Source organism: Bacillus sp. M5A3_1b (assembly GCF_053345335.1).
The window spans coordinates 1-26,953 of sequence record NZ_JBKEZY010000003.1; the positions used below are offsets into that span (position 1 = coordinate 1).

Here is a 26,953-nt window from a genome sequence, read left to right on the forward strand (position 1 = left end):
TGGTGAGCCGTTACCTCACCAACTAGCTAATGCGACGCGGGTCCATCCATAAGTGACAGCCGAAGCCGCCTTTCAATTTCGAACCATGCAGTTCAAAATGTTATCCGGTATTAGCCCCGGTTTCCCGGAGTTATCCCAGTCTTATGGGCAGGTTACCCACGTGTTACTCACCCGTCCGCCGCTAACTTCATAAGAGCAAGCTCTTAATCCATTCGCTCGACTTGCATGTATTAGGCACGCCGCCAGCGTTCATCCTGAGCCAGGATCAAACTCTCCAATAAAGTTAGTTTGTCTAGCATCTAAAAATAAAAATTGACGTTTCACGTTGTTTGTTTCGTTCAGTTTTCAAAGAACTACTTGGCCGCTCATTTGCGACTTCCTTATGTTAACATCTTCGTTTTTCGATGTCAACTAAGTTTTTCAATTTCTTTTTTGTCGTTTTCTGCGTTTCCGCATCAGCGACGGTTATTAATATATCATGGTGAAATTCGAAATGCAACACCTTTTATAAACTTTTTTTTAGATCACCCTAATTTCTTTGTTAATATCATATACTTAAACGAAATATCTCTTTCATGTATAAATAATTCCTACATATATTCTATATAAAGTAACTCTATCAAAAGCGTTTCTTTCTATAATAAATGTTTTATTTATATACCATATCATACAAGGAGGAATATATATGGACTATGCCGATTTATTAATCAAACTAGGTCTCTCGGCTATTTTAGGGTTCGCTATCGGTTTAGAGCGCGAATTAAAACGAAAACCACTTGGTTTAAAAACTTGTTTAGTTATTTCTATCATTAGTTGCCTCCTGACGATTGTTTCTATTAAAGCGGCTTACAATTTACCACATACCGATCATATGAATATGGATCCACTTCGACTTGCCGCTCAAATTGTATCAGGAATCGGTTTTTTAGGTGCCGGTGTTATTTTACGAAGAGGAAACGATAGCATTGCAGGACTAACGACTGCTGCTATGATTTGGGGTGCTTCTGGTATCGGTATTGCTGTTGGGGCTGGATTCTATATCGAAGCGATTTTCGGAATGTGTTTCCTTATGATTAGCGTTGAACTTATACCATTAGCAATGAAATTTGTAGGACCGAGATCATTTCGTCAACGTGATATCGCAGTAAAACTTGTTGTGCGAAATATGGACAATATCCCAATTGTAATTGAAGAAATAAAAGAAATGGATATAAAAGTTAAGAATATGAAGCTCAAAACATTGGAGAATGGCTCTCACTATTTACATTTGAAATTATCCATCGATCAAAAAAGGCATACTGCTGATGTTTACTACGCCCTCCAGCATCTTGAAAGTGTCCAACAAACTGAATTAGAAAGTATGTAATGTAAAACAAACTCTCTTTTAAATTAGAGAGTTTTTCTTTTTTCTATAATGGTAACAATGAATGTAGCCCTGCAAAGTAAGGAGGAATAAGAGTTTGAAATCCCGTCCAAATTTAGTAGATACATTTCGTGATTCCATTATTTTTCGTTTAGTTTGCTTTATTGTTGTACTTACTGCTTTTTCTGGCTTCCTTATACATAGATTAGAGCCATCGCACTTCACCACATGGTTTGATGGAGTTTGGTGGTCAATCGTTACCATTTTCACCGTTGGCTATGGTGACTTTGCCCCGCATACAACAATGGGTAAGCTAGTCGGTATGGGTATTATTTTATTAGGTACCGGATTTTGTTCTTATTATATGGTTTTGTTCGCTACTGAAATGATTAGTAAACAATATATGAAGATTAAAGGAGAGGAAGCTGCAACTTCTAACGGACATATGATTATTGTCGGCTGGAACGAACGGGCAAAGCATGTTGTCAAACAAATGCACATCTTACAACCGAACCTTGATATCGTTTTAATTGATGAAACACTTTCTTTACTTCCAAAACCATTTCATCATTTAGAATTTATAAAGGGGTGCCCCCATCACGATCAAACTTTATTAAAAGCTAATATTACAACGGCACACACTATATTAATAACAGCTGATAAAGAAAAAAATGAAAGCTTAGCAGATACACAGTCCATTTTAAATATTTTAACTGCAAAAGGTCTCAATCCAAACATTCACTGCATCGCTGAACTTCTTACTTCTGAACAAATACAAAATGCAACTAGAGCTGGTGTATCAGAAATTATAGAAGGAAATAAATTAACGAGCTACGTATTTACCGCTTCTCTTTTATTCCCTTCCATTTCAGGTGTACTATTCTCACTTTACGATGAAATCTCTGATAACAAATTACAACTGATGGAGCTTTATCCTTCCTGCACTGGACAAACTTTTGCAAATTGTAGCTATACTCTTTTAAAGCAAAATATTCTCTTACTAGGTATAAAACGCGACGAACAATATATGATTAATCCAGTCCATTCCTTTGTCCTCATTGAAAGCGACATACTCATTGTTATTCACCATTAAGAAAATGTTTTTCTAGTTCCTGCATGAGCACTTTCCCAATATTGATATATTTTCTTTTCACATCTCCGTCTGGATCTTTCGGCTCAGCAAATTGATCCATTCCACTCGTTCCAGCCGTTAAAGTATTTACGTGATCATCTAGTTCGTCTTGATATACGTGCGAAAGAATATACGGCGTTCCAAGACGGACTATTACACCAGGCACATCTAATTCGCCATTCACTGCTGTAAACGGCACTCGCAGAAATTGATATCCATCTTCTTCATCGATTTTGTAATCAAAGCATCCTTTATCGTAATCCCAATTGCCACCAATGTTATACCCAAGTGGCTTCATTATCTCTTCTAACTTATATAACGCATATGTACGTCCTTCTAAATTTGATTGAATCGGAATCAAGCCCATCCCTCCTAGACTTTTTCTTTAGCATACCCACTCTAGTTTTAATATACCGATGGACTTTTCGATAAAATAATAAAAAGCGACCGGAATCCGGTCGCTTTTTATTATTTTAAACGCTCTTCTAATTCTGCTTTTAACTTTTCAAATCCTGGTTTACCAAGTAAAGCAAACATGTTTTTCTTGTATGCTTCTACTCCTGGTTGGTCGAATGGATTTACGCCTAATAAGTAGCCGCTCATCGCACATGCTTTTTCGAAGAAGTATACAAGGTAACCGAATGTGTACTCATTTAATTCAGGGATATTTACGATTAAGTTTGGTACGCCACCATCGCTATGTGCAAGTAATGTACCTTCGTATGCTTTCGTGTTTACGAAGTCTACAGTTTCACCAGCAAGGTAGTTTAATCCATCTAAATCGTTTTCTTCTGATTCAATTGTTAGTTCATGTGTAGATTTACCTACTTTCAGAACTGTTTCGAATAAGTCACGACGACCTTCTTGAACGTATTGACCTAATGAGTGTAAGTCAGTTGAGAAGTTTGCTGAAGATGGGAAAATACCTTTTTGATCTTTCCCTTCACTTTCACCAAATAACTGTTTCCACCATTCAGAGAAGTATTGAAGTGCCGGCTCATAGTTAACAAGCATTTCAATTGTTTTTCCTTTATTGTATAAAGCGTTACGAACTACTGCGTATTGGTAAGCTGGGTTTTCTTCTAGTTCTGATGCACCAAAGTCATCATGACCAGCAGCTGCACCTTTCATCATCTCTTCAATATTTAAGCCACTTACTGCGATTGGTAATAAACCAACTGGCGTTAATACAGAGAAACGTCCTCCAACATCATCTGGAATAACGAATGTTTCGTAGCCTTCGTTATCAGCTAATGTTTTTAATGCACCACGTGCTTTATCCGTCGTTGCATAAATACGTTTGCGAGCTTCTGCTTTTCCATACTTTTCTTCTAATAACTTACGGAAAATACGGAATGCTAGTGCCGGCTCTGTTGTTGTACCTGATTTGGAAATAACGTTAATAGAGAAGTCTTTACCTTCTAATACGTCCATTAAATCTTTCATGTAAGTGGAGCTAATGTTTTGTCCAACAAATAGCACTTGTGGAGTTTTACGTTGTTCTTTAGATAGCGTGTTGTAGAAAGAATGGTTTAACATTTCGATTGCTGCACGTGCTCCTAGGTAAGAACCACCGATCCCTACAACAAGTAAAATGTCAGAGTCATTTTTAATTTTTTCTGCGCATTTTTGAATGCGAGCAAATTCTTCTTTGTCATATTGAAGCGGAAGGTCTACCCACCCAAGGAAATCGTTCCCAGCTCCAGTTTTTTCGTGGATTGCATGATGTGTTACTTTCACTGCATCACGTAAATAAGTGATTTCATGTTCACCGATGAAGGATAACGCTTTAGAATAGTCGAACGTTACATGTGTACTCATCTTTTTCCCTCCAATAATGTATATGTATTTCTGTATTCACTTTAGCGAAACTGAAGTTGTAAATCAAGCGATTCAACCATTGTAAACGTAACCAATATATATTTTTTAGAAAAAGTTCATTTTTTGCATAAAAATTCGCATTTTTCGGTATAGATGTATATACATCCTTTTTCTTATATTTTTTATGTATAAAAACAACATAACTACGCCATTCTATAAAGGAGTTAATTAACTCATCGCTTGTTCACGCTTCACAATTAAGGGGGGCTTTTTCATGAGTACTCTGCAACGTATCGCATTAGTCTTTACTGTAATTGGCGCTGTGAACTGGGGACTAATCGGGTTCTTCCAGTTTGACTTAGTGGCAGCCATTTTCGGTGGACAAAATTCAGCTCTTTCCCGTATTATTTACGGCATCGTCGGTATTTCTGGGCTAATCAATCTTGGTTTACTCTTTAAACCATCAGAAAATCTTGGCACTCACCCAGAAACGAACGAAATCCACTAGTCAGTATGTCTTTATTTCACCTCCGACATACGAATATGATTGCATGCAATCATATTTGCAAATATATATCATAAGACAAAGTAAAAGAGGAACGCTCATATGCGCTCCTCTTTTACTTTGTTAACTCGGACTCTTCAATCCATTCGGTTAGCTTTTCTCGCAGCGTATTAAATCCGTTCTCAGATGGATTCGGTATAAGGATCCGCCCTTGTTTTCTTCTCGCCGCTTTTAACGATAAACTCATTTTTCTGTGTTCTTCATCAATTGAAAGTACTTTTACTTCTACTGTATCGCCGACTTTTAAAAAGTCATGAATATCCTTTACATATCCATTTGTAATTTCAGATATATGCACAAGCCCTTGTGTTTCTGCATCTAACGCTACAAATGCTCCGTAATCTTGAATCCCAGTCACTTTCCCTGTTACAACCACTCCAGTTGTATATTGTTCTGACATATGAAACACTCCCATACGTTACCATTTTCTCTACAATTGTAGATAGTAAAGCAGATGATTTATTGTTAAATATCCGATTAGTTAGTACGTACCCTAAGTAAAGCTACTCAGGATATGCATACCTTATATTAGTAAATTATACCACTATGACAGAACTCATTCAAAATTAACGAAAAATTTCCTAGAGTACGTATAATTTTCTAATATTGGGATAGAATACTAACACATGGCTTTCTAGTATTCCCCCCCTTTTATGGACAAAACGTATTATGTTTTGTCCTTTTTTTATTTTCTATAAACCGTTCCATTCTCTTCATTGCTTCCATAAGTTGTTCAAGCGATGTTGCATACGAGCAACGAATAAATCCTTCACCACTTTCGCCAAATACACTTCCAGGTACAACAGCCACCTTTTCTTCTAATAATAACTGTTCTGCAAATTCTGCCGAAGATAGTCCAGTTGAAGAAATAGAAGGAAAGACATAAAATGCTCCGCCCGGCACATGACACGTTAAACCCATTTCATTAAACGATGTCGTCATAAAATTACGGCGTTTCTTATAACTATCTCTCATCCGAATTACTTCATCATTCCCCGCGCGTAACGCTTCGAGTGCTGCGAACTGAGACATTGTCGGTGCACACATCATGGAATATTGATGAATTTTAAGCATTAATTCCGAAAATTGAACAGGAGCTGCAATCATACCGAGGCGCCATCCTGTCATCGCAAACCCTTTTGAAAATCCCGAAATTAAAATTGTATGCTCGCGCATATTTTTAATACTCGCGAAACTTGTATATACTTCGTCGTATACAAGCTCTGCATAAATTTCATCAGATAATACGATTAAATTGTACTTCTCAACAATCACTGCTATTTCTTCAAGCTCGGATTTATTTAACATTGCACCTGTTGGGTTATTTGGTGAACAAAGCAAAATTGCCTTTGTTTTCGCTGTAATAGCTGCTTCAATTTGTTCTGGTTGTACTTTAAACTCGTTTTCTAAAGTCGTTGCCACAGGAACCGGAACTCCTCCAGCTAATGTCACAAGCGGTGCATAAGAAACGAAACTTGGTTCAATAATGAGTACTTCATCATCAGGATTTATAATGGCGCGCATCGCTACATCTAACGCCTGACTCGCTCCAACTGTAACAATGATTTCATCGTTCGGATCATAAAATACTGCAAATTGTTTTTTTAGATACTTTGCTATTTCTTGGCGCAGTTCCAATAATCCTGCATTTGCTGTATATGACGTATATCCTTGTTCTAAAGAACGGATGCATGCTTGCCTTACATTCCAAGGTGTAACAAAGTCAGGCTCTCCTACTCCAAGAGAAATAACACCTTTCATATTTGCTGCTAAATCGAAAAACTTTCGAATACCAGATGGTTGTAAAGATTCTGCCGTTCTAGATAGTTCAAATTGCTTCATGGTGTCACCACAATGCGCTTATCATCATCGTTTTTTTCGTAAATAATTCCCTCATGTTTATACTTTTTCAAAATGAAATGCGTTGTTGTAGAAACGACAGATTCAATTGTTGCTAATTTCTCAGAAACAAACATCGCTACTTCTCCCATTGTCTTTCCTTCTAATGTAATAGAAAGATCGTATGTCCCTGACATTAAATACACAGATTTCACTTCTGAATAACGATAAATTTGTTCAGCAACCGCATCGAACCCAACGCCGCGCTTTGGCGTAACTTTCACATCGATCATCGCCGTTAAACCTGTATGTTCTTTTACCTTCGTCCAATCGATATGTGTTACATAATCCACAATAATCTTTTCCGCTTCTAATTTTTCAACCATCTTCTTTACTTCTTCTACTTCTATATTTAACAGCTTCGCTAATGTATCTACAGATAATCGACTACTTTTTTCAAGACAAGCTAATAATTCTAATTCTTTTTCTGTCACCATATAAATCATCCTTCCTTTTCAGTTGTGTCTAAATTATACAAATACCCTTTCCAGTTTGAAAAGAAGATTTTTTTAGTGAATTATGTCAAAATAAAGTGAAACTTTAATTCATGGAAAGGTTCACCCCATGGATTATTAGCCCACACCAATCGGGCTTTTACGAGCAGTTGATCTCCCACCTCACTTCTTTGCCTCAACCGTCTTTTTAGGTGGGAGTCTTACTGCTCGTTAAAACGGGGTAAAGTGAAACTTTAATCAGCGGGAAAATGCGTGATAAAGCGAAAGGGGATGGAACCGTGAAACCAAAAGTTTATATTGCTGAACCAGTTCCAACATTTGTAGAAAACTATTTATCAGAACACTGTGATTATGAAAAATGGGAGAAAAATGAGAAGGTACCTCGTGATGTCCTATTGGAGAAAATACAAAATAAAGATGGCTTATTAAATTTCGGATCTGCTATTAATGAAGAATTATTAAATGTAGCTCCTAACTTAAAAGTAGTGAGCAACATTTCTGTCGGTTACGATAATTTTGATTTACAAGCGATGGAAAAGCGCAATGTCATTGGAACGAATACACCATATGTATTAGATGATACAGTAGCGGACCTTGTTTTCGCTCTTATGTTATCTGCTGGTCGCCGCGTCTGCGAACTCGACTCCTACGTGAAAAATGGTGAATGGAACGCCGAAATCGGAAAAGAGCACTTCGGGCTGGATGTACACCATAGTACAATCGGTATTATCGGAATGGGACGAATTGGAGAAGCCGTTGCAAAACGAGCGAAATTCGGATTTGATATGAATGTTCTGTATTATAACCGTCGCCGTAAAGAAGAAGCTGAACAAAAATTCGATGCTACATATTGTGATTTACAGACGTTACTCAAACAATCTGATTTTATTGTTCTTCTTACTCCATTAACAGATGAAACGTATCATCTTATCGGAGAAAAGGAATTTTCATTAATGAAAGAAACAGCAATCTTCATTAATGCCTCTCGCGGAAAAACAGTAGATGAAGAAGCGTTAATACATGCGTTAACAGAAAAGAAAATCTTTGCAGCAGGCATTGATACTTTTACACAAGAGCCGATTCAAAAAGATAATCCGCTCTTATCATTACAAAATGTTGTGACTTTACCACACATCGGATCTGCAACATTAAAAACTAGGCAGCAAATGGCTATGACAGCCGCTGAAAATTTAGTTGCAGTGTTACAAGGAAAAACACCGCCTAATATTGTTCGTGGATAATGATGAATAAGCAAAAGGCAAGATGACATCGTCATCTTGCCTTTTTTTGTTAACATATTTTTTTCTGCCTTGGAGATGATATGAACAAAAATCAATGGAGTGACAAAAAATGAATCACGAATATACTTGTCCTTATTTCACTTTTTCCACTCGCGGCACTACTATTCATTACGAATTGTATGAACATGACAACAAAACGGAACGTCCTACTTTCGTACTCGTTCACGGCTTTTTATCTTCCTCATTCAGTTACCGCCGCCTCATTCCTTTATTATCGAAAGCAGGAACAGTACTAGCTCTTGATTTGCCACCGTTCGGAAAAAGTGATAAGTCTCATCTCTTTAAGTATTCTTATCATAATTTAGCAACGGTTATTATTGATTTAATTGAACATTTATCTCTCTCAAATATTGTGTTAGTTGGGCATTCTATGGGTGGACAAATTTCTCTCTATGTAAACCGTATACGCCCTGAATTAATCTCAAAGACAATTTTACTATGCAGCTCTAGCTATTTAGCACGCGCAACCTTACCTTTACTGTACTCTTCTTATTTACCGTTCTTTCATTTATACGTAAAGAACTGGATTATACGGCGCGGGATTGTTCATAACTTAATGAATGTCGTTCATGATCACTCATTAATTGACGATGAAATGAAGGAAGGTTACTCCGCTCCTTTTTATGACAACCGTATATTCCCTGCTTTAACTCGTATGATAAGAGACCGTGAAGGTGATTTATCTTCAACTGAATTACAAAAAATCGAAACACCTACACTACTCATTTGGGGTGAAAAAGATCGTGTCGTCCCTGTACATGTAGGTCATCGGCTACACAAAGATTTACCAAATTCGAAATTTATTTCTTACGAAAACACAGGACATTTACTACCTGAAGAAAAGCCTGAACTTGTTTATGAAGAAATTATCGCTTTTTCTGCACAATAATATAAAGTGAAACTTTAATCAGTGGGGGGCTTCATCCTCCACTGATTATTAGTTGAACCAATCGGGCATTTACGGGCAGTGGATCTCCCCCTAACTTCTTTGCTCTACCCGAATTTTGAGGTGGGAGTTTTACTGCCCGTTAATGCGGGGCAAAAGGCTGTCGGAAATTCCGACAGCCTACAATGAACAACTTCCGCCTTCTTTTATTACAAGTAATTCCACAGCTAACTTCTCACATTTTTCAAGCGCAGGTACTTCCTCAAAAGACATAAAGTATATATGTTGAATCTTTTTTGCGATGTATTTTGGATCGTCGAACACACTTACGACGTTCACAACATCGCTCGCTTCTGTTTCATAAAACTCCGGTCCCATTTGAAACGGATCCCAATTCTTCACAACCTCTATCATCTTTTCATATGTACCCATTCGCTTCCCGCCTTTTCACTTTTTAATGCTTTTCTTTATCCTATCACATCAGCTATTCTATAAGAAGAGAGAGAACTTTCATAACTTAACGGTTTACAGAAGAAGGGGGCAAACTTATGCAACTATTTCATAAAACAGTCAATCGACGTGGAACTCATAGTACGAAATGGGATACGTATAAAAACGAAGAACTTCTCCATGCTTGGATTGCTGATATGGATTTTGAAGTACCACAACCAATTCAGACTGCTTTAAAGAAACGTATCGAGCATCCTATTTTCGGCTATACACTTCCTCCCGAAAATATTGGAGATATTATTTGTAACTGGACAAAAAAACAGTACAACTGGGATATTCAAAAAGATTGGATTGTCTTTAGCGCGGGAATCGTTCCAGCTCTTAGTGCGAGCATACAGGCCTTCACAAAGGAAAACGAATCCGTTCTCGTACAACCACCTATTTATCCCCCATTTTTCGAAATGGTCACAACAAACAACAGACGATTATGCGTGAGTCCTTTACAGAAACAAAATGATACATATACGATAGACTTCGATCATTTAGAAAAGCAATTTCAACAAGGCGTCAAACTCATGCTTCTTTGTAGTCCTCACAATCCAATCGGGCGTGTTTGGTCAAAAGAGGAACTTACACAACTTGGCACGTTATGTACAAAATATAATGTAATCGTTGTTGCGGATGAAATTCATGCCGATATTATTTACGGAGATCGTACTCATACACCGTTCGCTTCCTTATCTGAAGAATTAGCAGCGCGCACGATTACTTGTATGGCTCCGAGTAAAACATTTAATATCGCTGGATTACAGGCATCGATTATTATCATTCCAAACGAAAAACTCCGTCAAACCTTTATATCTATCCAATATAGACAAGGTTTCCATGGATTAAATACATTTGCCTATACAGCGATGCAAAGTGCCTATACAGAATGCAACGATTGGCTACATGAAATTCGATTATATATAGAAGATAATGCTCAATTTGCTTGTGAATATATTAAAACTCACATACCTGCTCTTTCCGTAACGAAGCCAGAAGGTAGCTTTTTATTATGGATTGATTGTTCTCGTCTAAAGCTTTCTCAAAACGAGCGTACCGCACTACTTGAGGAAAAAGGAAAAATCATCGTTGAACCTGGTGAGAAATACGGGTTAGGTGGCGAAGAACATATTCGAATTAACATCGGCTGTCCACGATCTGTTTTAGAAGAAATTTTAAACAGACTGCGTCATACGTTTTCATAATAAGAAAGGAGTCTGCCCCTAATCATTCTTGGGCAGACTCCTTTGTCATATTTTGTCGGTAAGTCGATATATTTCAATAATCGCTGATATATTTCAAGTTACGGTCGATATATTCCAATAATCGCCGATATAATTTGAGTTACAGTCGATATATTCCAATAATCGCTGATATCTTTTCAAATACGTTTCACAAAAAAAGCTACCATGCACGGTAGCTTTTACTTTTTCTTCATATCCGATGCTTTTTTTACAATGACACCACAAGCAATTCGATCACCTGATTTACCTGTTGGTTGTGTCATACCATCATCAGCGTTTTCTGTAATAATAATAGACGCTCCATCTTTTCTATGAATCGTTGTTTTTCCTTCTTCAAGCGTTATGTGCGGCGCATCGATTTCTGCCTTGATCTTTCCAGAACCGTCTGCAATTACGTTCGGTAAATCACCGTTTTCTGCACCCTTCGGATTAAGAAGTCCATGTTTTTTATTATCAGGATTAAAATGATTGCCAGATGATTCAAAACGTGGTGCTTTACACTCACCAATTTCGTGTACATGTATGCCGTGCGGGCCTGGTGTGAAACCTTCCCCTTTAATCGTAATTTTCACTCCGCTTGTTTGTTGCTTTACTTTCGCAGTCCCCACTTCATCGCCTGAAGCATTATGTAATTTCACGTCAATTTCTTTCGGCTTTCCTTGGTCACAACCTGCCATCAGAAATAATAAACAACAACTGAAAAAAAGCCGTTTTTTCATTCTATTCCCTCCAAAATATATTCTGCCCTTAGATTGTCCGAGCATAGAGGGAAACATACAAAAATGAGTTACTGTTTCTTTTCCGCTAAAAGTTTTTCTTCAACTTTCTGTAATCGCTCCGCTTCGCGTTTTGATACACGAATGAACATACGCCACGTAGCAACGGCACCAATGATAAATAGAACGCAAACAATCCCTGGAATAATATATTCTGTTTTATCTTCCGGAAAATATAAAGGCATCATACGGAACACTCCTTATTATTGGATTCAAAAAAACATCAGAATTTTCTGTTATATAACTTTAAATTATAGTTGAACCAGTTCATATTCTCAAGGGGGCGTTCCAAAAGCGAATGATTTCTTTGACTCCTTCGCACACTTTCCTTACTATAAACTTGAGGTGAAAAATATGAGAGAAACATTTGAAATTGGTGAAATCGTTACTGGTATTTATAAAACTGGCAAATACATCGGCGAAGTTACAAATAGCCGTCCTGGCAGTTACGTCGTAAAAGTGTTAGCTGTTTTAAAACATCCGGTGCAAGGTGACTTACATAACGTAAAACAAGCTGACGTACCATTTTTCCATGAAAGACGCGCTTTAGCTTTCCGTGAACAGACGAACATTCCGGAGCAAATGGTGAAGAAATATGAAGGAGAAATTCCAGAGTATACAGAGTCACTCAAATTAGCATTGGAAACTCAAATGAATTCATTTTCTGAAGATGATTTACCTTTTGCCGTTCGCAGTCTAGAAACATTAGAGCAGTTAAAAAAAGACTACAAACTTTAAAAAAACAAAACGACCAAATTACATACTGTGCAATTTGGTCGTTACTGTGTACTCACTTTCTTTAACACTTTTGAAAAATCAACGAGTTCTCCCAATGTTGGAGGTGCTGGTTTCACTAAATACTCTTTATCTTTTTCTACTAATTTAAAAATATTATACGTCGTCATCGCATCATCTAGCGCACAATGATGCTTACCCGTCCCTGCTTTTCCATATGCCTCAATTGCTTTCCACAATCCTGTTTGATTTCTCTCCCCAAAAAACTTCTTATACTCAAGTGATAAATCACGACACTGTCCTAAGAACGGAAAGTCTACTCTTGCCATTTCACAATTATGCTTCAACACTTTCATATCCATATTTCCCCACGTAACAATGGTTGGTTTACATCTCCTTTCATATTCTGCAAGTTTTTCAACGAGTTCTGGAAACGAAATTCCTTTATCTACGACTTCTTGTTTAATTCCTAAAAATTTCTTACATCGATCCGTTAAAGAAGGAAAAGTTTTCGGCCTAACATGAGCTGAATACGTGTCTTCTACCTTACAGCCAACAACCGAAACGAGTCCTACCTCAATGATTTCCGGGAAAAATCCTTTTGGTTTTTTTCTGTGCTGGGGCATCGTAAACTCAAAATCCAAAAATAAAAATTGTTGTTCATCCATACGATCCCTTCCTTATCATCTTTGTCATTCCTTTCTATTTGACACTCCTACACGAACAAGCTCGAATGCTAATTCCATTTTAAATATTCAGATTGGATGTATCTTATATATATGTCAAATGCCCACAAATATTTTTAAAAATAAGAAAAAATGACCGATGCAGAAAATATGACAAAATAAGCCCTTTCATTTACATCCCCCTTTTTTCTACTTTATAATGACGTTATGTGTGTTTCATCTAGTTAATTTTTTGACACACTAAGAAAAGTGAATGAAAGGAGATGAGAGTTTTGCACGAAACAACGCAAGAGCTCGCAAACTGGCAGTATTATTTTGCTATCGCAGTCTTTTTAATTACATATGCCATTATTATTTCAGAAAAAATTAATCGCGCTGTCATCGCACTTCTTGGTGCAGCACTCATGGTAATTATGGGGGTCGTTGATTTACACAACGCCTTTACGAAACATATTGAATGGGGGACGATTACGCTACTCATCGGTATGATGATTCTGGTGAACATTACGAGTAAATCGGGTGTCTTCCAATACGTTGCCATTAAAGCAGCAAAAGGGGCGCAAGGAAATCCAATTAAAATTTTAATTTCACTTTCCTTACTTACTGCGCTTGGTTCCGCATTTTTAGATAACGTTACAACTGTACTTCTTGTTGTTCCAGTTACTTTATCTATTACGCGCATACTGCAAGTAAATCCTGTTCCTTATTTACTTTCTGAAATTATTTTTTCAAACATTGGAGGAACAGCAACATTAATTGGTGATCCACCTAACATTATGATTGGTTCTGCAAATAAGCATTTAGATTTCAATGCGTTCTTATTCAACTTAGCACCTATCGTAATCATTATTATTGCTGTTACAGCGACAATACTTTACTTCATGTACCGTAAACAATTAATTGCTGATCCTGTACAAGTTAAAAAATTAATGAGTTTAGATGAAAAACAATACATTAAAGATCCAGTATTAATGAAAAAATCTTTAACCGTACTTGGACTTACAATCGTAGGTTTCATGACTCATTCGATCTTCCATGTTGATGCAGCTATCATCGCTTTAACTGGTGCTACTGTACTTATGCTAATCGGTGTGAAAGAACATGAAATTGAAGAAGTATTCGCAAGTGTAGAGTGGGTAACAATCTTCTTCTTCGCAGGACTATTCGTACTTGTTGGAGGACTTATTGATATCGGCCTTATCAAAATGTTAGCTCAAAAAGTAATTGGAATAACGGGCGGAGATATTTCTCAAGCATCTATCCTTATTTTATGGGTATCTGGTATCGCCTCGGCAACAATTGATAACATTCCATTCGTTGCAACAATGATCCCACTTATTAACGATATGGCAGTTGGGCTAGGTTTATCACCTTCTGACGCACAAATCGACGTATTATGGTGGGCATTAGCATTAGGTGCTTGTCTAGGTGGAAACGGAACATTAATCGGAGCTTCTGCTAACGTAATTGTTGCAGGTATCGCAAGTCGTGAGGGCCATAAATTTAGCTACATGGAATTCCTTAAAGTCGGCTTCCCAATTATGATCGTTTCATTAATCATTTCTCATATTTATATTTATTTACGCTACCTTATGTAGTAGAAAAAGGGTTGTCACATGTGACAGCCCTTTTTCTTGTTCAATACAATTATATGAATGATTTTTCAAATATCCCTACTCGTTATACCTTACCGGCTCATTCCGAATAATGAACAAGTGAATCGGTAAGAAAACCGAAAATGTGATTGTATGAATAATCGTAAACAATATAGAATTCGTTCCGTATCTATCTAAAATTGCGTAGATAAGATAAATAGACAGCACAATCGATACAGCTGTTGCTAATAAATATAGAATTGGTACGAAGTTAAAAATGAAACATGCGACATATATGCCGAATACTTTCCATCCTGCTTCTTCTTTTAAGAAATCCGGTAATTTGTCTTTTGCTAAATCACCCCATATCTTACTATTTAAAAAAGGAATAAACGCAAGAGCACCATCCGTTGCACCATCATTTTTCGCCATCGTATACAGTGCAAAAGCCGTTAATAAATACGCAATAATTGCCCAAATCAATACAACAAGAATAAACGCAAAACTAAGAGCAAAGAAACCTGCTAGTACGCCTTGATCTTCCATCTTATCCTCTCCTCTCTACTCTCAACATATTTCATTCCATTGCAAGTTATGTTTTAAAATTTATCCAAACTCTCTGTATAATAATAGGAGCGAGATAATAAGAGAGGAGAACGTACTTATGCATCCATTTGTACAAGCATTACAAGAGCATTTCACAGCCCATAAAAATCCTGAAAAAGCAGAACCGATGGCACGTTATATGAAAAACCACTTCCCATTTCTCGGTATTCAAACACCTGAAAGAAGACAGTTATTAAAAGACGTTATCCAAATACACACTCTTCCAGATCAAAAAGATTTTCAAATTATCGTACGTGAACTTTGGGATTTACCAGAACGTGAATTTCAAGCGGCTGCACTCGATATTATGCAAAAATATAAAAAGTATATAAATGAAACGCATATCCCGTTTTTAGAAGAACTCATTGTAACAAAATCTTGGTGGGATTCTGTCGATAGCATCATCCCTACATTTTTAGGGGATATCTTTTTAAAACACCCAGAATTGATTTCTGCATACATCCCAAAATGGATCGCATCAGGTAACATATGGTTACAACGCGCCGCTATTTTATTCCAGCTAAAATATAAACAAAAGATGGATGAAGAACTTCTTTTCTGGATTATTGGACAACTACATTCTTCAAAAGAATTTTTTATTCAAAAAGCGATTGGCTGGGTTCTTCGTGAATATGCAAAAACGAAACCTGATGTCGTTTGGGAATACGTGCAAAATAACGAGCTTGCTCCCCTTAGTAAACGTGAAGCAATTAAGCACATTAAACAAAATTACGGAATAAATAACGAAAAAATAGGCGAGACTCTATCATAGATAGACGCGTTCCTCTATTGAGATTTAAAAAAGAACGTGTTAGAATATGTTCATTATTATTAATATAAGTAGCGATGACGGACTTATAAGTACTTGCACAAAAGCGATTCAGGGATAGTGAAAGCCTGAAGCCGCAAGGAAACGGCAGTCCCGAGCAATACGTGATAAAGTGGATGCACCTGTTGTGTATCAACTAGGGTGGAACCGCGGGCAAACGCTCGTCCCTAGGCAATTAAGCCTTGGGATGAGCGTTTTTTTATGTTTTCAAAGCATATACCGCTCGTTTCACTAGTATCTGAGCACGTCATCGCCAATACGTTAACTTTCAAAAGGAGGATTTTATTATGTATTCAATGGAACAAGTTGTAAACTTAGCGAAACATCGCGGTTTTGTTTTCCCTGGTTCTGAAATTTACGGTGGTCTTGCAAACACTTGGGATTACGGTCCACTTGGAATCGAATTAAAAAATAACGTTAAAAAAGCTTGGTGGAAAAAATTCATTCAAGAATCTCCATACAACGTTGGTTTAGACGCAGCTATTTTAATGAACCCAAAAACTTGGATCGCTTCTGGTCACGTTGGTAACTTCAACGATCCAATGATCGACTGTAAAAAATGTAAAGCGCGTCACCGTGCTGATAAATTAATTGAAGATGCATTAGATGCAAAAGGCATCGAAATGGTTGTTGATGGTCTTACTTTCGACCAAATGGCTGACCTAATGAAAGAACATGAAGTAAAATGTCCTGATTGTGGTAGTGAAGAGTTCACTGAAATCCGTCAGTTCAACTTAATGTTCAAAACATTCCAAGGTGTTACAGAGTCTAGCACGAACGAAATCTTCCTTCGTCCTGAAACAGCACAAGGTATTTTCGTAAACTTTAAAAACGTACAACGCTCTATGCGTAAAAAGCTTCCATTTGGTATTGGCCAAATCGGTAAGAGTTTCCGTAACGAAATCACGCCTGGTAACTTCACATTCCGTACACGTGAATTCGAACAAATGGAACTTGAATTCTTCTGTAAGCCTGGTGAAGATTTAGAATGGTTCGCATTCTGGCGTGAAACTTGTAAGAACTGGTTACTTTCACTTGGTATGACTGAAGAAAGCATGCGTCTTCGTGACCACGGTGAAGAGGAATTATCTCACTACAGTAACGCAACAACTGATATTGAATTTAGATTCCCATTCGGTTGGGGCGAACTATGGGGCGTAGCATCTCGTACAGACTTCGATTTAAAACGTCACATGGAACACTCTAATGAAGACTTTAACTATATCGATCCACAAACGAATGAGCGTTACGTACCGTACTGCATCGAGCCATCTTTAGGTGCTGACCGTGTAACATTAGCATTCTTATGTGATGCATATGAAGAAGAGCAATTAGAAAACGATTCTCGTACAGTTCTTCGTTTCCACCCTGCTTTAGCACCATACAAAGCAGCTATCTTACCATTATCTAAAAAGCTATCTGAAGGTGCTACTGAAGTATTCGCAGAACTAGCTAAAGACTTCATGGTAGACTTCGACGAAACTGGTTCTATCGGTAAACGTTACCGTCGTCAAGACGAAATCGGTACACCATTCTGTATCACTTACGACTTCGACTCAGTTGAAGACAAAGCTGTTACAGTACGTGACCGTGACACAATGGAACAAGTTCGTATGCCAATTAGCGAGCTAAAAGGCTTCTTAGAGAAGAAAATCCAGTTCTAATTATAAAAAAGAGGCGCTCTATTGAGCCGCCTCTTTTTACTTTTCACGTTTTTCTTTAATTGCTACTGTACACCTTGATATACATAGTAAATCATCATTCTCATCAATAATACGTACATCCCAAACCATCGTTGAATGTCCTCTATGTATCGGTGTTCCGATTGCTGTTACAATTCCATCTTTCTTTGAGCGAATGTGATTTGCATTAATTTCTAGACCGAAACAAATACATTTCTCTTGATCAATTAAATTGTATGAACCAACGCTAGCTACTGTTTCTGCTAATGCAAGAGATGCACCACCGTGTAAAAAACCAAATGGCTGATGCGTACGCTCATCAACAGGCATCGTAGCAACCACCTTATCTTCTGTCATCTCTAACAACTCAATTCCAAGTGAATCCATTAAAGTTTTTCCCATATCGTTTCCTCCTTCTCTTACTTTAATTGAATGTATAATTTTACCTATTTATTTTCAAACTACTTATAACACTTATATAAGGAGGTTTCACCTAAATGAAACAGAAATTTTGTATATTACTGCTTATGTTCTCCTTGCTGACTATTGTACCAAATTGTGCACTAGCAGCCAAAGCATCCAACCTGACAATCGATGTTCAGACTGTAACACAAAAAGGTAAGAAACCTTATATAGAATATCAAATTAACAGACCTTCTTTTCACAATTTTTCCGATTCTAAATTTCAAAATAAGCTCAATTTCTATTACAAAAAATCTACTGACAAATTTAAAACCAAATTAGAAAAAGACGCAAAAAAATATTATAAAGAAACGGAAGGATCTAGCACACCTTTTCATCCGTACGTGGCGAATGTTGATTATAAAGTTTCCTTAAATAAACTACCCTTACTCAGCCTATATTTGAATTACTATCAATATACAGGCGGAGCACACGGTCTTTATACGTGGAAGGCAAACACATTTGATTTAAATGAAAAAAAGTTACTACGCTTAGATGATTTATTTCAACAAGAAGATAAATATAAAGAAGTAATCCGCGCTGAGATCGTAAGACAAATTAAACAAAATGAAGGCATTTATTTTCCCGATGCAACTGAAAAGGTCATGAGCACGAAAAAGTTCCACTTCTTTTTAGAACCGGACAATCTCGTCATTTATTTCCCTTTATATGAGATTGCTCCTTATTCAAGCGGAATTCCTCAATTTCGTATTCCGTATACGTTGCTAAGAGATTATTTGAAGCCTTCTTATCAAAATATTTTGATTGACAACAAGTAAATATTTTCGCTACGATAATGTTAACCCGAAAACAACAGGAGGTTAACATTATGAGAAGATTTCATGTTTTAGATTTAGCATTAGCTGCCATGTTCGTCGCTCTTATGGCCATTGGTGCAAATATTGTATCTTGGGCACCATTCCTGCAAGTGGCGGGCATCCCATTATCTATGCAACCATTTTTCGCAATTTTAGCAGGGCTTCTTCTTGGAAGTAGACTTGGCGCATTATCAATGACTGTGTATATGCTCGTTGGCTTAGCTGGTGCACCAATCTTCGCTAACTTCAAAGCTGGATTTGGAGCACTTTTAGATCCTACTGGTGGTTTTATTATTGCATTTATTATCGTTGCTTACGTATCCGGAAAACCAGTAGAACAAAAAGAAAGACCAACATTCAGTACATTTGCAATTGCCTCTTTCACAGGAATCATTTTAACTTATATTATCGGTACTACTTATATGTACGGGGCAGTCAATTTCTTTATGGGTGGTAATATGAGTTATAAAGCTGCTTGGATGATTATGATGTGGTTTGCAGTAAAAGATATTGCATTTACAATTATCGGTGCTATTATCGCACCTCGCATATACTATGCTGTACGCCGTTCTGCTTATCGAAACAGTCACTTCGTTTCATAAGTTGTTTTTTTGATATTTGCATGAGATACCGTTTCCCTTGATTATTATTCCCCTTCCCTAATCGGGTTTTTATTACGTATTAAAGAGGCTATCCTTCTATTGGAAGATAGCCTCTTTTTTCATATGGTTAGCACTTTCTATTCTTCATATATATTTGATTTTTAGATACAAATAAATTATGCTTGAAAAAGAATTAAACTAAAGTAAGGATTTGATTATAGATGGGGAGAGAATCCTCTCAAGAACATACAAAAAGATTTCTCATAGTAACACTATTTTTTACGCTTGGGACAGCTTTAGGAAAGCTACTTGGCTTTGCAAAAGAAATCACACTTGGAGCTTATTTCGGTACAAACCATGCCGTTGATGCATACGTTGTAGCTTTAAATATACCAACTATTGTTTTTACTGGTATCACAGGGGCCTTCGCCTTTTCTTTCATTCCTATCTTTATGGAGTTAAAGGGAAAAGATTCCCTTAAAGCATATCGATTTATGAATAACTTTTTAAACATTGTTCTACTTATTTTTTTCATTCCGCTTTTGCTCATTGAACTACAGCCGAACTTATTTATTTCAATATTTGCAAATGGGCTCCCAGAGCAAACAGCTTTATTATCAGCTTACCTATTACAAATCATTTTCCCAACTGTATTCTGTACATTCATGATTGATATTTTTAATGCTTATTTGAACAGTTTACATAAATTTCGCATTACAAGCATGCAATGGGTTGTATTAAATGGAATTACCCTTATTATATTTGTTTCCCTTGTTAATTGGATTGGAATTTACGCACTCGCATTAGGCGTTATTATCGGAAACATTGTACAAAATACACTTGTTTATTTTGCTTCTAAGCGCGAGGGGTATCGCTATCGATTTGTAATCGATTGGAAAGACCCTTCTTTAAAAACGATGATTAAGTTGAGTATTCCTGCTTTCATTACAAGTATGTCTATTCAAATTAATCTACTTGTGGATCGTACACTAGTATCTGGATTAGAAGAAGGATCTATTGCAGCCCTTAATTATTCCCAAAAATTATACTTCATTCCTCTTGGATTAATCGCTGCTCCAGTCTTAACAGTTATGTACCCTAAATTTGTCGGTTATGTAACTGACTCAAAATGGAAAGATTTCGTAAATTTAATGGAAACGAATATAAAAGTATTATTATATTTATTTATTCCCGTTTTTATTTATTTTACCTTTTTTACAGAACAAATTGTCAAAGTTGTTTATAACTATGGTGAATTCGGGAAAGATTCTATTATGATGACAGCAACTGCATTGCAATTTTATGCGCTAGCCGCTCTCATGCAACCTTTAAAAGATTTACTTGATCGTTTACTATTTTCTTTAAAATTGAATCGATATATTATGTACGCATCAATTTTTTCCATGATTATAAATGTTATATTATGTATTATACTCGTTAACAAAATGGGCTTAGCTGGTGCAGCTCTATCTACGTCAATAGCATCGGCTAGTACAGTAATCATACTATTGTGGATGTTCCAAAAATTCATGAAAGAGAAAGAAGCAGTAAACTTGTACTACGGTGGCTTTTTATTCAAATGCATTGTGGCATCCTTTATTAGCTTGTTTACTTCCAAGCTGATGCTTCATTTTACACATGATACAAAGTTGCTTATTTTATTAGCAATAGCGATTGGCGCCATCGTTTACTTATTAGTCACTTACATGTTAAAGATTAAAGAACTACAACAATTGCTATCGCTATTTTTAGGTAAAAGGAATGATATAAATGAATAAAATTATGTACCTTTTGAATTATGTTGGGGATGGTGGATCAGAAAAATACGTCCTAGATTTAATTCAATCTATGGATCCAGAATGTTGTATTCTTGTATATTCTACTCCTGGTCCTTTCTTACATAAGTTTGAAGCATTAAATATACCCATATATCAAATAGAAATGAAACACCCTTTTGATATAAAAACTGCATGGAAACTAAAAGAAATAATTGCAAAAGAGCAAGTAGATATTGTTCACGCACAATTTTTACGTGAAAATTATATTGCAATTTTAGCAAAGTTATTAGGGGCATCCATCCGTGTCATTTGGACATACCATGTGGATGTCCCCATGTCACTTCCTTTAAAATGGTGCAATAATATATTCACTCGTTATAATGACACCATCATTTGTATTTCACAGTTTATGAAACAGCAACTCCTTCAAAAAGGAGTTCGAAAAGATAAATTAAAAATAATTTATAATGGCTTAGAGGATCCTTATTTAAACAATTTACCCTCTGTTCATAAACCGATGAAAATCGCTGTAATTGGAAGGTTAAGCGAAGAAAAAGGACAACCATTTTTAATACACAGCTTACAAAAACTAAAAACAAAATTCCCTTCTTTACAATGGCACTGTAACATTATTGGAGATGGTCCATTAAAAACTCAATTAGAAGACTTAGTGACTGCTTTACAATTAAATGATTCCGTTTCTTTATTAGGTTTTCGAGATGACATTATTAAAGAATATAGTGCACACGATATCATCGTAATTCCTTCTAAAAATGAGGGGCTATCCTACGTAGCAATTGAAGCGATTGCTATGAAAAAGCCTGTGATTGCGACAAATATTGGCGGATTACCAGAAGTTATTGTTCCAAATCAATCTGGTATTTCTATACCATATGGAGATGTCGAACAATTGGCAACTGCACTGGCAACATTATTACAAGATGACAAACTCTACTATTCTTTAGCAGAATGCGGACGCGAATATTATTTACAACATTTCACCTTCTCTAAAATGATAGAAGAGGTGAAACATATTTACCGCATACCATCATCATGTTAAAGGGGCTTAATATATTATGATTCAGCTAAATCGATTTCACTATATTACTTTAAGTATTTTCCTTATTATAGTAGGATTAATATTTTCAGCAACTTATACCGGGCTATTCATTTCGGCATTATTAGCAATAACTGCCTTTCGAGATGAAAAGCTCGGTATTGCTTATTTACTATTATTTATTCCAATGCGCCCCTTTTTAACTGCCTACAATGCAGGGTTTAAATTTATTGGGATTTTCATTATTCTCGCTTTATTATGCAAAATCATTTTGCAATATCGAAATACTGCTTCAAAACTTTTTACATTTCATTATTTTGAAATCGCATATTTCCTATTTTGTTTATTCGGAGCGATTGTAGGATTAATTAACAATGTATCTTTAGCAGCAATAATTATGCAGTTACATACCCTTTTACTATACTATTTTGTATTCTATATCGTCTCTCGATTGTCATTCACCCGAGATGATTTCATATTGTTTGCAAAAGTAACTTTCGTGGCTGCAATTATCATTTCGATTCAAGGCTTAATTGAAAAAATTTCTCTCCGTAGTATGCTACTACCGGAGGTATGGAAAAATCTCGATCTAGCTCCTACTAATAAAATTCGTATATATGGTATGGCTGGTGGCCCAAATGAACTTGCACTTTATTTAATAATTGCATTTATTATTTCTTTATATTTGTTAAAAAATGCTTCCATAAGAATGAAGTACATACTCTATGTAGGGCTAACAATTATCGCGACAACTTTATGGTTAACCTATTCACGCGGAGCATTTTTAGCGTTAATAACCTTTGGAGTGCTTTATATCATTATCCATCGTAATATACCGTATTGGAAAGCATTAATCCCTATAATACTCATCTCATTTATATGCGCTACTGGAATCTCTCTTATGACAAACTATTTAGAAGGAGATGCTCTAGGTGCAAAACGCTTTTCAGAAGCACTATCAGAAGACACATTAGAATTAAGTAAGCAAGACGGTCGAATATATTATGTACAGAAAGCATTAGAAATCTTCCGTGACAAACCAATTACCGGATATGGTTTCGGTACATTCGGTGATGCAGCTACTCAAACACACTCGTCACCAATTTATAAATCGTATAATATTACATGGAATTTTTATTCTGACAACCAATACATCCAAATTCTAGCGGAAACAGGACTTATCGGAGTCATTTTATGTTCGATATTTGCATATGGAATTTTAAGTGCTTTCTGGAAACTAAGAAGAAATTCAATATTTAGTCCCATTCTCTTATGTTTATTTGTTGGTGCTATTATAGGAAGTGCCTTTTATAACATATTAGAGAATGCCGTCTTCATGATGTATTTCTTCCTCATTACGGGATGTATATATAATAAAAAAGGACTACTGAAATAATCAGTAGTCCTTTTTTATTATATTTTCTTCTGTTTCCTTGATACAATAAAAGCGCCTAATAGTGTGATAACAAAAGTAATAAACGAAACAATTGCTCCCATTACAAATCCTGGGGAAGTATACTTTAATTCAATTGTATGCGTTCCTTTTTCTAAATCTAATCCAAGGAATGCATCATTTAATTTAAGTAACTTAGCTTCTTTACCATCAACTGTTGCCTTCCAGCCTTTATCATATGGAATAGATAGGAATAAATAGTTATCTTCCTTCACATCAATTTTTCCTGATACCGTGCGACTTGTGTAATTCTTTACATCAAATGACTGTTGTTTCAGTACATTTATTCGCTTATCAAATGCTTCTACATCAAGTCCATAGAATAATTGTTGTTCCATCTCAATGGAATGACTACTTCCTTTGACTTCAACTTCAACCTTGACTTTTTCATTATCAAAATATCCTAAATCTAAAATACCATTGTTCCAATAGTAACGAGGATATTCAGTGAATTTTTTACCAAGTGATTTTCCATTTACATATACTTTTGTAATATCAGTTGGTTCCACACGTAATTTTGTATACAATTGTTGCTTACCTTTTACATCAACTGTATATTTAATACTTGCTTTTTGTCCACCCTGCTGTTTAACCAATTCGATTGGCTTTTGATTTGTTTGAGCTATTTTTTCGGTTTCAGCCTGTAGCTCTTTTTTCGTTTTCTCGCTCGTTTCCACAACTGCTAAATTATTATATTCTACAGAAAGTGGGTTTAACGGTTGATAGTAACTAACTTGTTGCCCATCTAATTTACCAATCAATTCGTTTTGCTTCTCAAAGGAATTTGTATAGTTGATTCTTTGTACTTTCAACTTGTCTTTTCCTTTAACATCAAATTCATCTTTATTTACCATGTATCCGAACGAAAGCGCATTTTTATTCTCATATACATAATTGCTTCCAACATGATCGATTTCAGACCATCCGTATTTATTTAAAGGTTGATCAGAAATCATATATTTTACACCAAACAAGGCATCAGTAGAGAGAATCCCTTTACCATTTTGTAAAATTAATGCCTCTAGATATCCATAACCTAAATCTTGCATGTATAAATTCAAGTGACCATTTGCCACAGAATTGAAGTGTGTTACGCCCTTATATCCAAAGCGTAGCGCATCATTCCATGTAACACCTCTTGTCGTTTCCATTCGATAAAGTCCCTTGTCCTGCTCGGCTACTTTCTGAATGGTCTCTTCATATTTTGGATACGGCGAAGCATATTCTTGACGATTAATATATCCGTATTCATAGCCCATTAACTTAACCATGTATACTGTATTAGTTGCTACATCTAGCCCTACTATAGCTAATAAAGCCAAAGAGATAATTGCTTTATTTTTTCGCAAGCGAACTTTTCCAAATAACAATAATGCATACATAATGATTAAAAAGGCATTAATTACAATCTTATTTGACTGCATATAACTTGGAGCTACTTTTCCTAATAATAGCAGCATAAATATATTAAACAATACAACCTTTTTTAAAGCTGGTATTAATTCCTCTTCGAATACCATAAACGTTCGAACTGCTACATAAATGAGTACAAAGGAGAATGTAAATGAATAACGATACGGGAAATTCGTTGGTGGCTCAAAACCATGCCAAGCAATATTTAAAAACGGAATTTCAAAAGAAAGGATTAGGAATAACAGTACGCTTCCATATACAATCTTTTCTTTCAATGAAATTCTCTTTGTAATAAAGAATAATGGAATGAGTAATACAGTTAAAACACCTGCATAAACGTTCGGCATTCCATTTACTGTCGTATCAATTACGCCATTAAAGAATCGTGCATAAAAATCAAAAGGATCAAAATTAAATGCTGTAGAGAATGGAATCTTAGTACGTTCAACAAAGTTGCTCTTTAAATCCATGTATGTTGGTAGCGTAATAAATGCAGACATTCCACCTGCCAATCCTGTTCCAAGACAGAACCATACGAACCTTTGCATTAATAATTTTATATTTCGAATATCGTAAAGCACACAATAACGTGCTACAAAATAGATAAATGTAAAAATCCCTACCATAAAGGAAATATAAAAATTCGTAATAAATGTAAGTGCTAAACTAAATGTGAATAACACCCATTTTTTTTCTGTAACTAGCTTTTCAACACCTAACATAATAAGTGGTAGTAAATAAATAGCATCTAACCACATTACACAGAAAGAATATACTGTTACAAATGACATTAAAGCATAAAAAGTTGAGAATAGCGCAATAGCAATTTCACGACGCTTCATCATATGACTTAAATAATACGTCATTGTAAAACCAGCTAATCCTGTTTTTAATAACGTCATTAACATAATCGCTTCTGGAATATGCGAACGATCAAACAGGAGAATAAGTAGTGAAAAAGGACTAGCTAAATAATAAGCAAATACTCCAATGAAGTTTAACCCCATTCCACCTTCCCAGCTATAAAATATACTTTTTCCATTTTTAAACACATCATATAAATACGTGTAAAACTGCACATATTGTGTGTGTAAGTCCGTTACAAGGATTGATTTTTCTCCAAACGGTGCAATACCCAGTAAAATAAAAATGACACCATAAATAGAAAAAGGAAGTAAAAAAGCAAAAGTATATAAAAACTTCTTTTTCTTAAACAAATCTAACAGCACTTGCATTATACTCCTCCATATCATTCTTCATTAATCATTTATTACCAAATTTTATGTATAAAAAACAATAG

At 35.8% G+C, this 26,953-nt stretch carries 27 protein-coding genes and 1 rRNA gene; 15 read left to right on the forward strand and 13 right to left on the reverse strand.

Annotation, left to right across the window (positions count from 1 at the left end; all coding sequences use genetic code 11):
• Positions 1-281 (reverse strand): 16S ribosomal RNA (locus ACLBWW_RS09655); the annotation flags it as partial.
• Between the two features lie 404 nt (positions 282-685).
• On the opposite strand from ACLBWW_RS09655, the gene ACLBWW_RS09660 reads away from it, so the two are divergent.
• Positions 686-1,366, forward strand: a complete 681-nt coding sequence (locus ACLBWW_RS09660; RefSeq protein WP_000384160.1) for an MgtC/SapB family protein — start codon at positions 686-688, stop codon at positions 1,364-1,366.
• Between the two features lie 94 nt (positions 1,367-1,460).
• The gene (locus ACLBWW_RS09665) at positions 1,461-2,456 is read left to right on the forward strand and encodes a potassium channel family protein (protein ID WP_048542212.1); all 996 of its coding nucleotides are present in this window, start codon (positions 1,461-1,463) and stop codon (positions 2,454-2,456) included.
• On the opposite strand, the gene ACLBWW_RS09670 is transcribed toward ACLBWW_RS09665, so the two are convergent.
• The gene (locus tag ACLBWW_RS09670) at positions 2,443-2,856 is read right to left on the reverse strand and encodes a YugN-like family protein (protein ID WP_000612330.1); all 414 of its coding nucleotides are present in this window, start codon (positions 2,854-2,856) and stop codon (positions 2,443-2,445) included. The two genes, ACLBWW_RS09665 and ACLBWW_RS09670, sit on opposite strands and share 14 nt — an antisense overlap.
• A 107-nt stretch (positions 2,857-2,963) precedes the next feature.
• Positions 2,964-4,316, reverse strand: coding sequence for a glucose-6-phosphate isomerase (locus ACLBWW_RS09675; RefSeq protein WP_048542213.1), 1,353 nt, complete (start codon positions 4,314-4,316; stop codon positions 2,964-2,966).
• A gap of 274 nt (positions 4,317-4,590) precedes the next feature.
• Here ACLBWW_RS09675 and ACLBWW_RS09680 point away from each other — a divergent pair, with 274 nt between their 5' ends.
• Positions 4,591-4,824 carry a DUF378 domain-containing protein gene (locus ACLBWW_RS09680; RefSeq protein WP_048542215.1) on the forward strand — a complete coding sequence of 78 codons (234 nt, stop codon included), beginning with the start codon at positions 4,591-4,593 and terminating at the stop codon, positions 4,822-4,824.
• Positions 4,825-4,936: 112 nt separating this feature from the next.
• Here ACLBWW_RS09680 and yugI read toward each other — a convergent pair whose 3' ends face one another.
• The 3 genes from yugI to ACLBWW_RS09695 form a co-directional block, all read right to left on the reverse strand.
• Positions 4,937-5,281 carry a S1 domain-containing post-transcriptional regulator GSP13 gene (gene yugI, locus ACLBWW_RS09685; protein ID WP_000003769.1) on the reverse strand — a complete coding sequence of 115 codons (345 nt, stop codon included), beginning with the start codon at positions 5,279-5,281 and terminating at the stop codon, positions 4,937-4,939.
• 251 nt (positions 5,282-5,532) lie between these two features.
• Positions 5,533-6,723, reverse strand: coding sequence for an aminotransferase (locus ACLBWW_RS09690; RefSeq protein ID WP_048542218.1), 1,191 nt, complete (start codon positions 6,721-6,723; stop codon positions 5,533-5,535).
• Entirely contained in the window at positions 6,720-7,217 is a 498-nt protein-coding gene (locus ACLBWW_RS09695; RefSeq protein ID WP_000255701.1) for an Lrp/AsnC family transcriptional regulator, read from the reverse strand. Before ACLBWW_RS09695 ends, ACLBWW_RS09690 begins: the two co-directional genes overlap by 4 nt.
• Positions 7,218-7,483: 266 nt before the next feature.
• Here ACLBWW_RS09695 and ACLBWW_RS09700 point away from each other — a divergent pair, with 266 nt between their 5' ends.
• Complete coding sequence (locus tag ACLBWW_RS09700) at positions 7,484-8,476, forward strand: 2-hydroxyacid dehydrogenase (RefSeq protein ID WP_048542220.1); 993 nt, start codon at positions 7,484-7,486, stop codon at positions 8,474-8,476.
• Positions 8,477-8,585: 109 nt separating this feature from the next.
• Positions 8,586-9,425: an alpha/beta fold hydrolase gene (locus tag ACLBWW_RS09705; RefSeq protein ID WP_001015207.1), complete on the forward strand. Its 840-nt coding sequence runs from the start codon at positions 8,586-8,588 to the stop codon at positions 9,423-9,425.
• A gap of 177 nt (positions 9,426-9,602) precedes the next feature.
• On the opposite strand, the gene ACLBWW_RS09710 is transcribed toward ACLBWW_RS09705, so the two are convergent.
• Entirely contained in the window at positions 9,603-9,854 is a 252-nt protein-coding gene (locus ACLBWW_RS09710) for a YugE family protein (RefSeq protein WP_000537642.1), read from the reverse strand.
• Positions 9,855-9,970: 116 nt separating this feature from the next.
• Between ACLBWW_RS09710 and ACLBWW_RS09715 the strand changes: the two genes are divergently transcribed.
• Positions 9,971-11,122, forward strand: coding sequence for a MalY/PatB family protein (locus ACLBWW_RS09715; protein WP_098122188.1), 1,152 nt, complete (start codon positions 9,971-9,973; stop codon positions 11,120-11,122).
• 218 nt (positions 11,123-11,340) lie between these two features.
• Here the strand turns inward: ACLBWW_RS09715 and sodC are convergent, their stop codons facing one another.
• Together sodC and ACLBWW_RS09725 are read right to left on the reverse strand one after the other, a co-directional pair.
• Positions 11,341-11,880, reverse strand: a complete 540-nt coding sequence (sodC, locus tag ACLBWW_RS09720) for a superoxide dismutase [Cu-Zn] (protein WP_098048560.1) — start codon at positions 11,878-11,880, stop codon at positions 11,341-11,343.
• A 68-nt stretch (positions 11,881-11,948) separates the two neighbouring features.
• The gene (locus tag ACLBWW_RS09725; RefSeq protein ID WP_000982763.1) at positions 11,949-12,125 is read right to left on the reverse strand and encodes a hypothetical protein; all 177 of its coding nucleotides are present in this window, start codon (positions 12,123-12,125) and stop codon (positions 11,949-11,951) included.
• 166 nt (positions 12,126-12,291) lie between these two features.
• Between ACLBWW_RS09725 and ACLBWW_RS09730 the strand changes: the two genes are divergently transcribed.
• Positions 12,292-12,675 (forward strand): kinase-associated lipoprotein B, encoded by a 384-nt coding sequence (locus tag ACLBWW_RS09730; RefSeq protein WP_048542226.1) that lies wholly within the window; start codon positions 12,292-12,294, stop codon positions 12,673-12,675.
• A 41-nt stretch (positions 12,676-12,716) separates the two neighbouring features.
• Here ACLBWW_RS09730 and kapD read toward each other — a convergent pair whose 3' ends face one another.
• Positions 12,717-13,340 carry a 3'-5' exonuclease KapD gene (kapD, locus tag ACLBWW_RS09735; RefSeq protein WP_000344317.1) on the reverse strand — a complete coding sequence of 208 codons (624 nt, stop codon included), beginning with the start codon at positions 13,338-13,340 and terminating at the stop codon, positions 12,717-12,719.
• Between the two features lie 290 nt (positions 13,341-13,630).
• Here kapD and ACLBWW_RS09740 point away from each other — a divergent pair, with 290 nt between their 5' ends.
• Positions 13,631-14,956, forward strand: coding sequence for an ArsB/NhaD family transporter (locus ACLBWW_RS09740; RefSeq protein WP_048542227.1), 1,326 nt, complete (start codon positions 13,631-13,633; stop codon positions 14,954-14,956).
• Positions 14,957-15,031: 75 nt separating this feature from the next.
• Here ACLBWW_RS09740 and ACLBWW_RS09745 read toward each other — a convergent pair whose 3' ends face one another.
• A complete protein-coding gene (locus ACLBWW_RS09745; protein WP_000390066.1) occupies positions 15,032-15,499 on the reverse strand; it encodes a hypothetical protein in 468 nt (155 codons plus the stop codon).
• 118 nt (positions 15,500-15,617) lie between these two features.
• On the opposite strand from ACLBWW_RS09745, the gene ACLBWW_RS09750 reads away from it, so the two are divergent.
• Positions 15,618-16,331, forward strand: a complete 714-nt coding sequence (locus tag ACLBWW_RS09750) for a DNA alkylation repair protein (RefSeq protein ID WP_098152414.1) — start codon at positions 15,618-15,620, stop codon at positions 16,329-16,331.
• A gap of 344 nt (positions 16,332-16,675) precedes the next feature.
• A complete protein-coding gene (locus ACLBWW_RS09755; protein WP_000287155.1) occupies positions 16,676-18,052 on the forward strand; it encodes a glycine--tRNA ligase in 1,377 nt (458 codons plus the stop codon).
• Positions 18,053-18,088: 36 nt separating this feature from the next.
• Here ACLBWW_RS09755 and ACLBWW_RS09760 read toward each other — a convergent pair whose 3' ends face one another.
• Positions 18,089-18,472, reverse strand: coding sequence for a hotdog fold thioesterase (locus tag ACLBWW_RS09760; RefSeq protein ID WP_000520763.1), 384 nt, complete (start codon positions 18,470-18,472; stop codon positions 18,089-18,091).
• Positions 18,473-18,567: 95 nt separating this feature from the next.
• Here ACLBWW_RS09760 and ACLBWW_RS09765 point away from each other — a divergent pair, with 95 nt between their 5' ends.
• The 5 genes from ACLBWW_RS09765 (at position 18,568) to ACLBWW_RS09785 (ending at position 24,183) form a co-directional block, all read left to right on the forward strand.
• Positions 18,568-19,311 carry a DUF3298 and DUF4163 domain-containing protein gene (locus ACLBWW_RS09765; protein ID WP_048542231.1) on the forward strand — a complete coding sequence of 248 codons (744 nt, stop codon included), beginning with the start codon at positions 18,568-18,570 and terminating at the stop codon, positions 19,309-19,311.
• Between the two features lie 50 nt (positions 19,312-19,361).
• Positions 19,362-19,952 carry a biotin transporter BioY gene (locus tag ACLBWW_RS09770; protein ID WP_447614016.1) on the forward strand — a complete coding sequence of 197 codons (591 nt, stop codon included), beginning with the start codon at positions 19,362-19,364 and terminating at the stop codon, positions 19,950-19,952.
• 221 nt (positions 19,953-20,173) lie between these two features.
• Positions 20,174-21,730, forward strand: a complete 1,557-nt coding sequence (murJ, locus tag ACLBWW_RS09775; RefSeq protein ID WP_000532294.1) for a murein biosynthesis integral membrane protein MurJ — start codon at positions 20,174-20,176, stop codon at positions 21,728-21,730.
• Positions 21,723-22,790, forward strand: coding sequence for a glycosyltransferase (locus tag ACLBWW_RS09780; protein WP_048542232.1), 1,068 nt, complete (start codon positions 21,723-21,725; stop codon positions 22,788-22,790). The genes murJ and ACLBWW_RS09780 overlap by 8 nt, the downstream gene beginning before the upstream one ends.
• A gap of 16 nt (positions 22,791-22,806) precedes the next feature.
• Positions 22,807-24,183: an O-antigen ligase family protein gene (locus ACLBWW_RS09785; RefSeq protein WP_048542234.1), complete on the forward strand. Its 1,377-nt coding sequence runs from the start codon at positions 22,807-22,809 to the stop codon at positions 24,181-24,183.
• 17 nt (positions 24,184-24,200) lie between these two features.
• Here the strand turns inward: ACLBWW_RS09785 and ACLBWW_RS09790 are convergent, their stop codons facing one another.
• Positions 24,201-26,888 carry a YfhO family protein gene (locus ACLBWW_RS09790; RefSeq protein ID WP_107134689.1) on the reverse strand — a complete coding sequence of 896 codons (2,688 nt, stop codon included), beginning with the start codon at positions 26,886-26,888 and terminating at the stop codon, positions 24,201-24,203.
• Positions 26,889-26,953 lie beyond the last annotated feature (65 nt).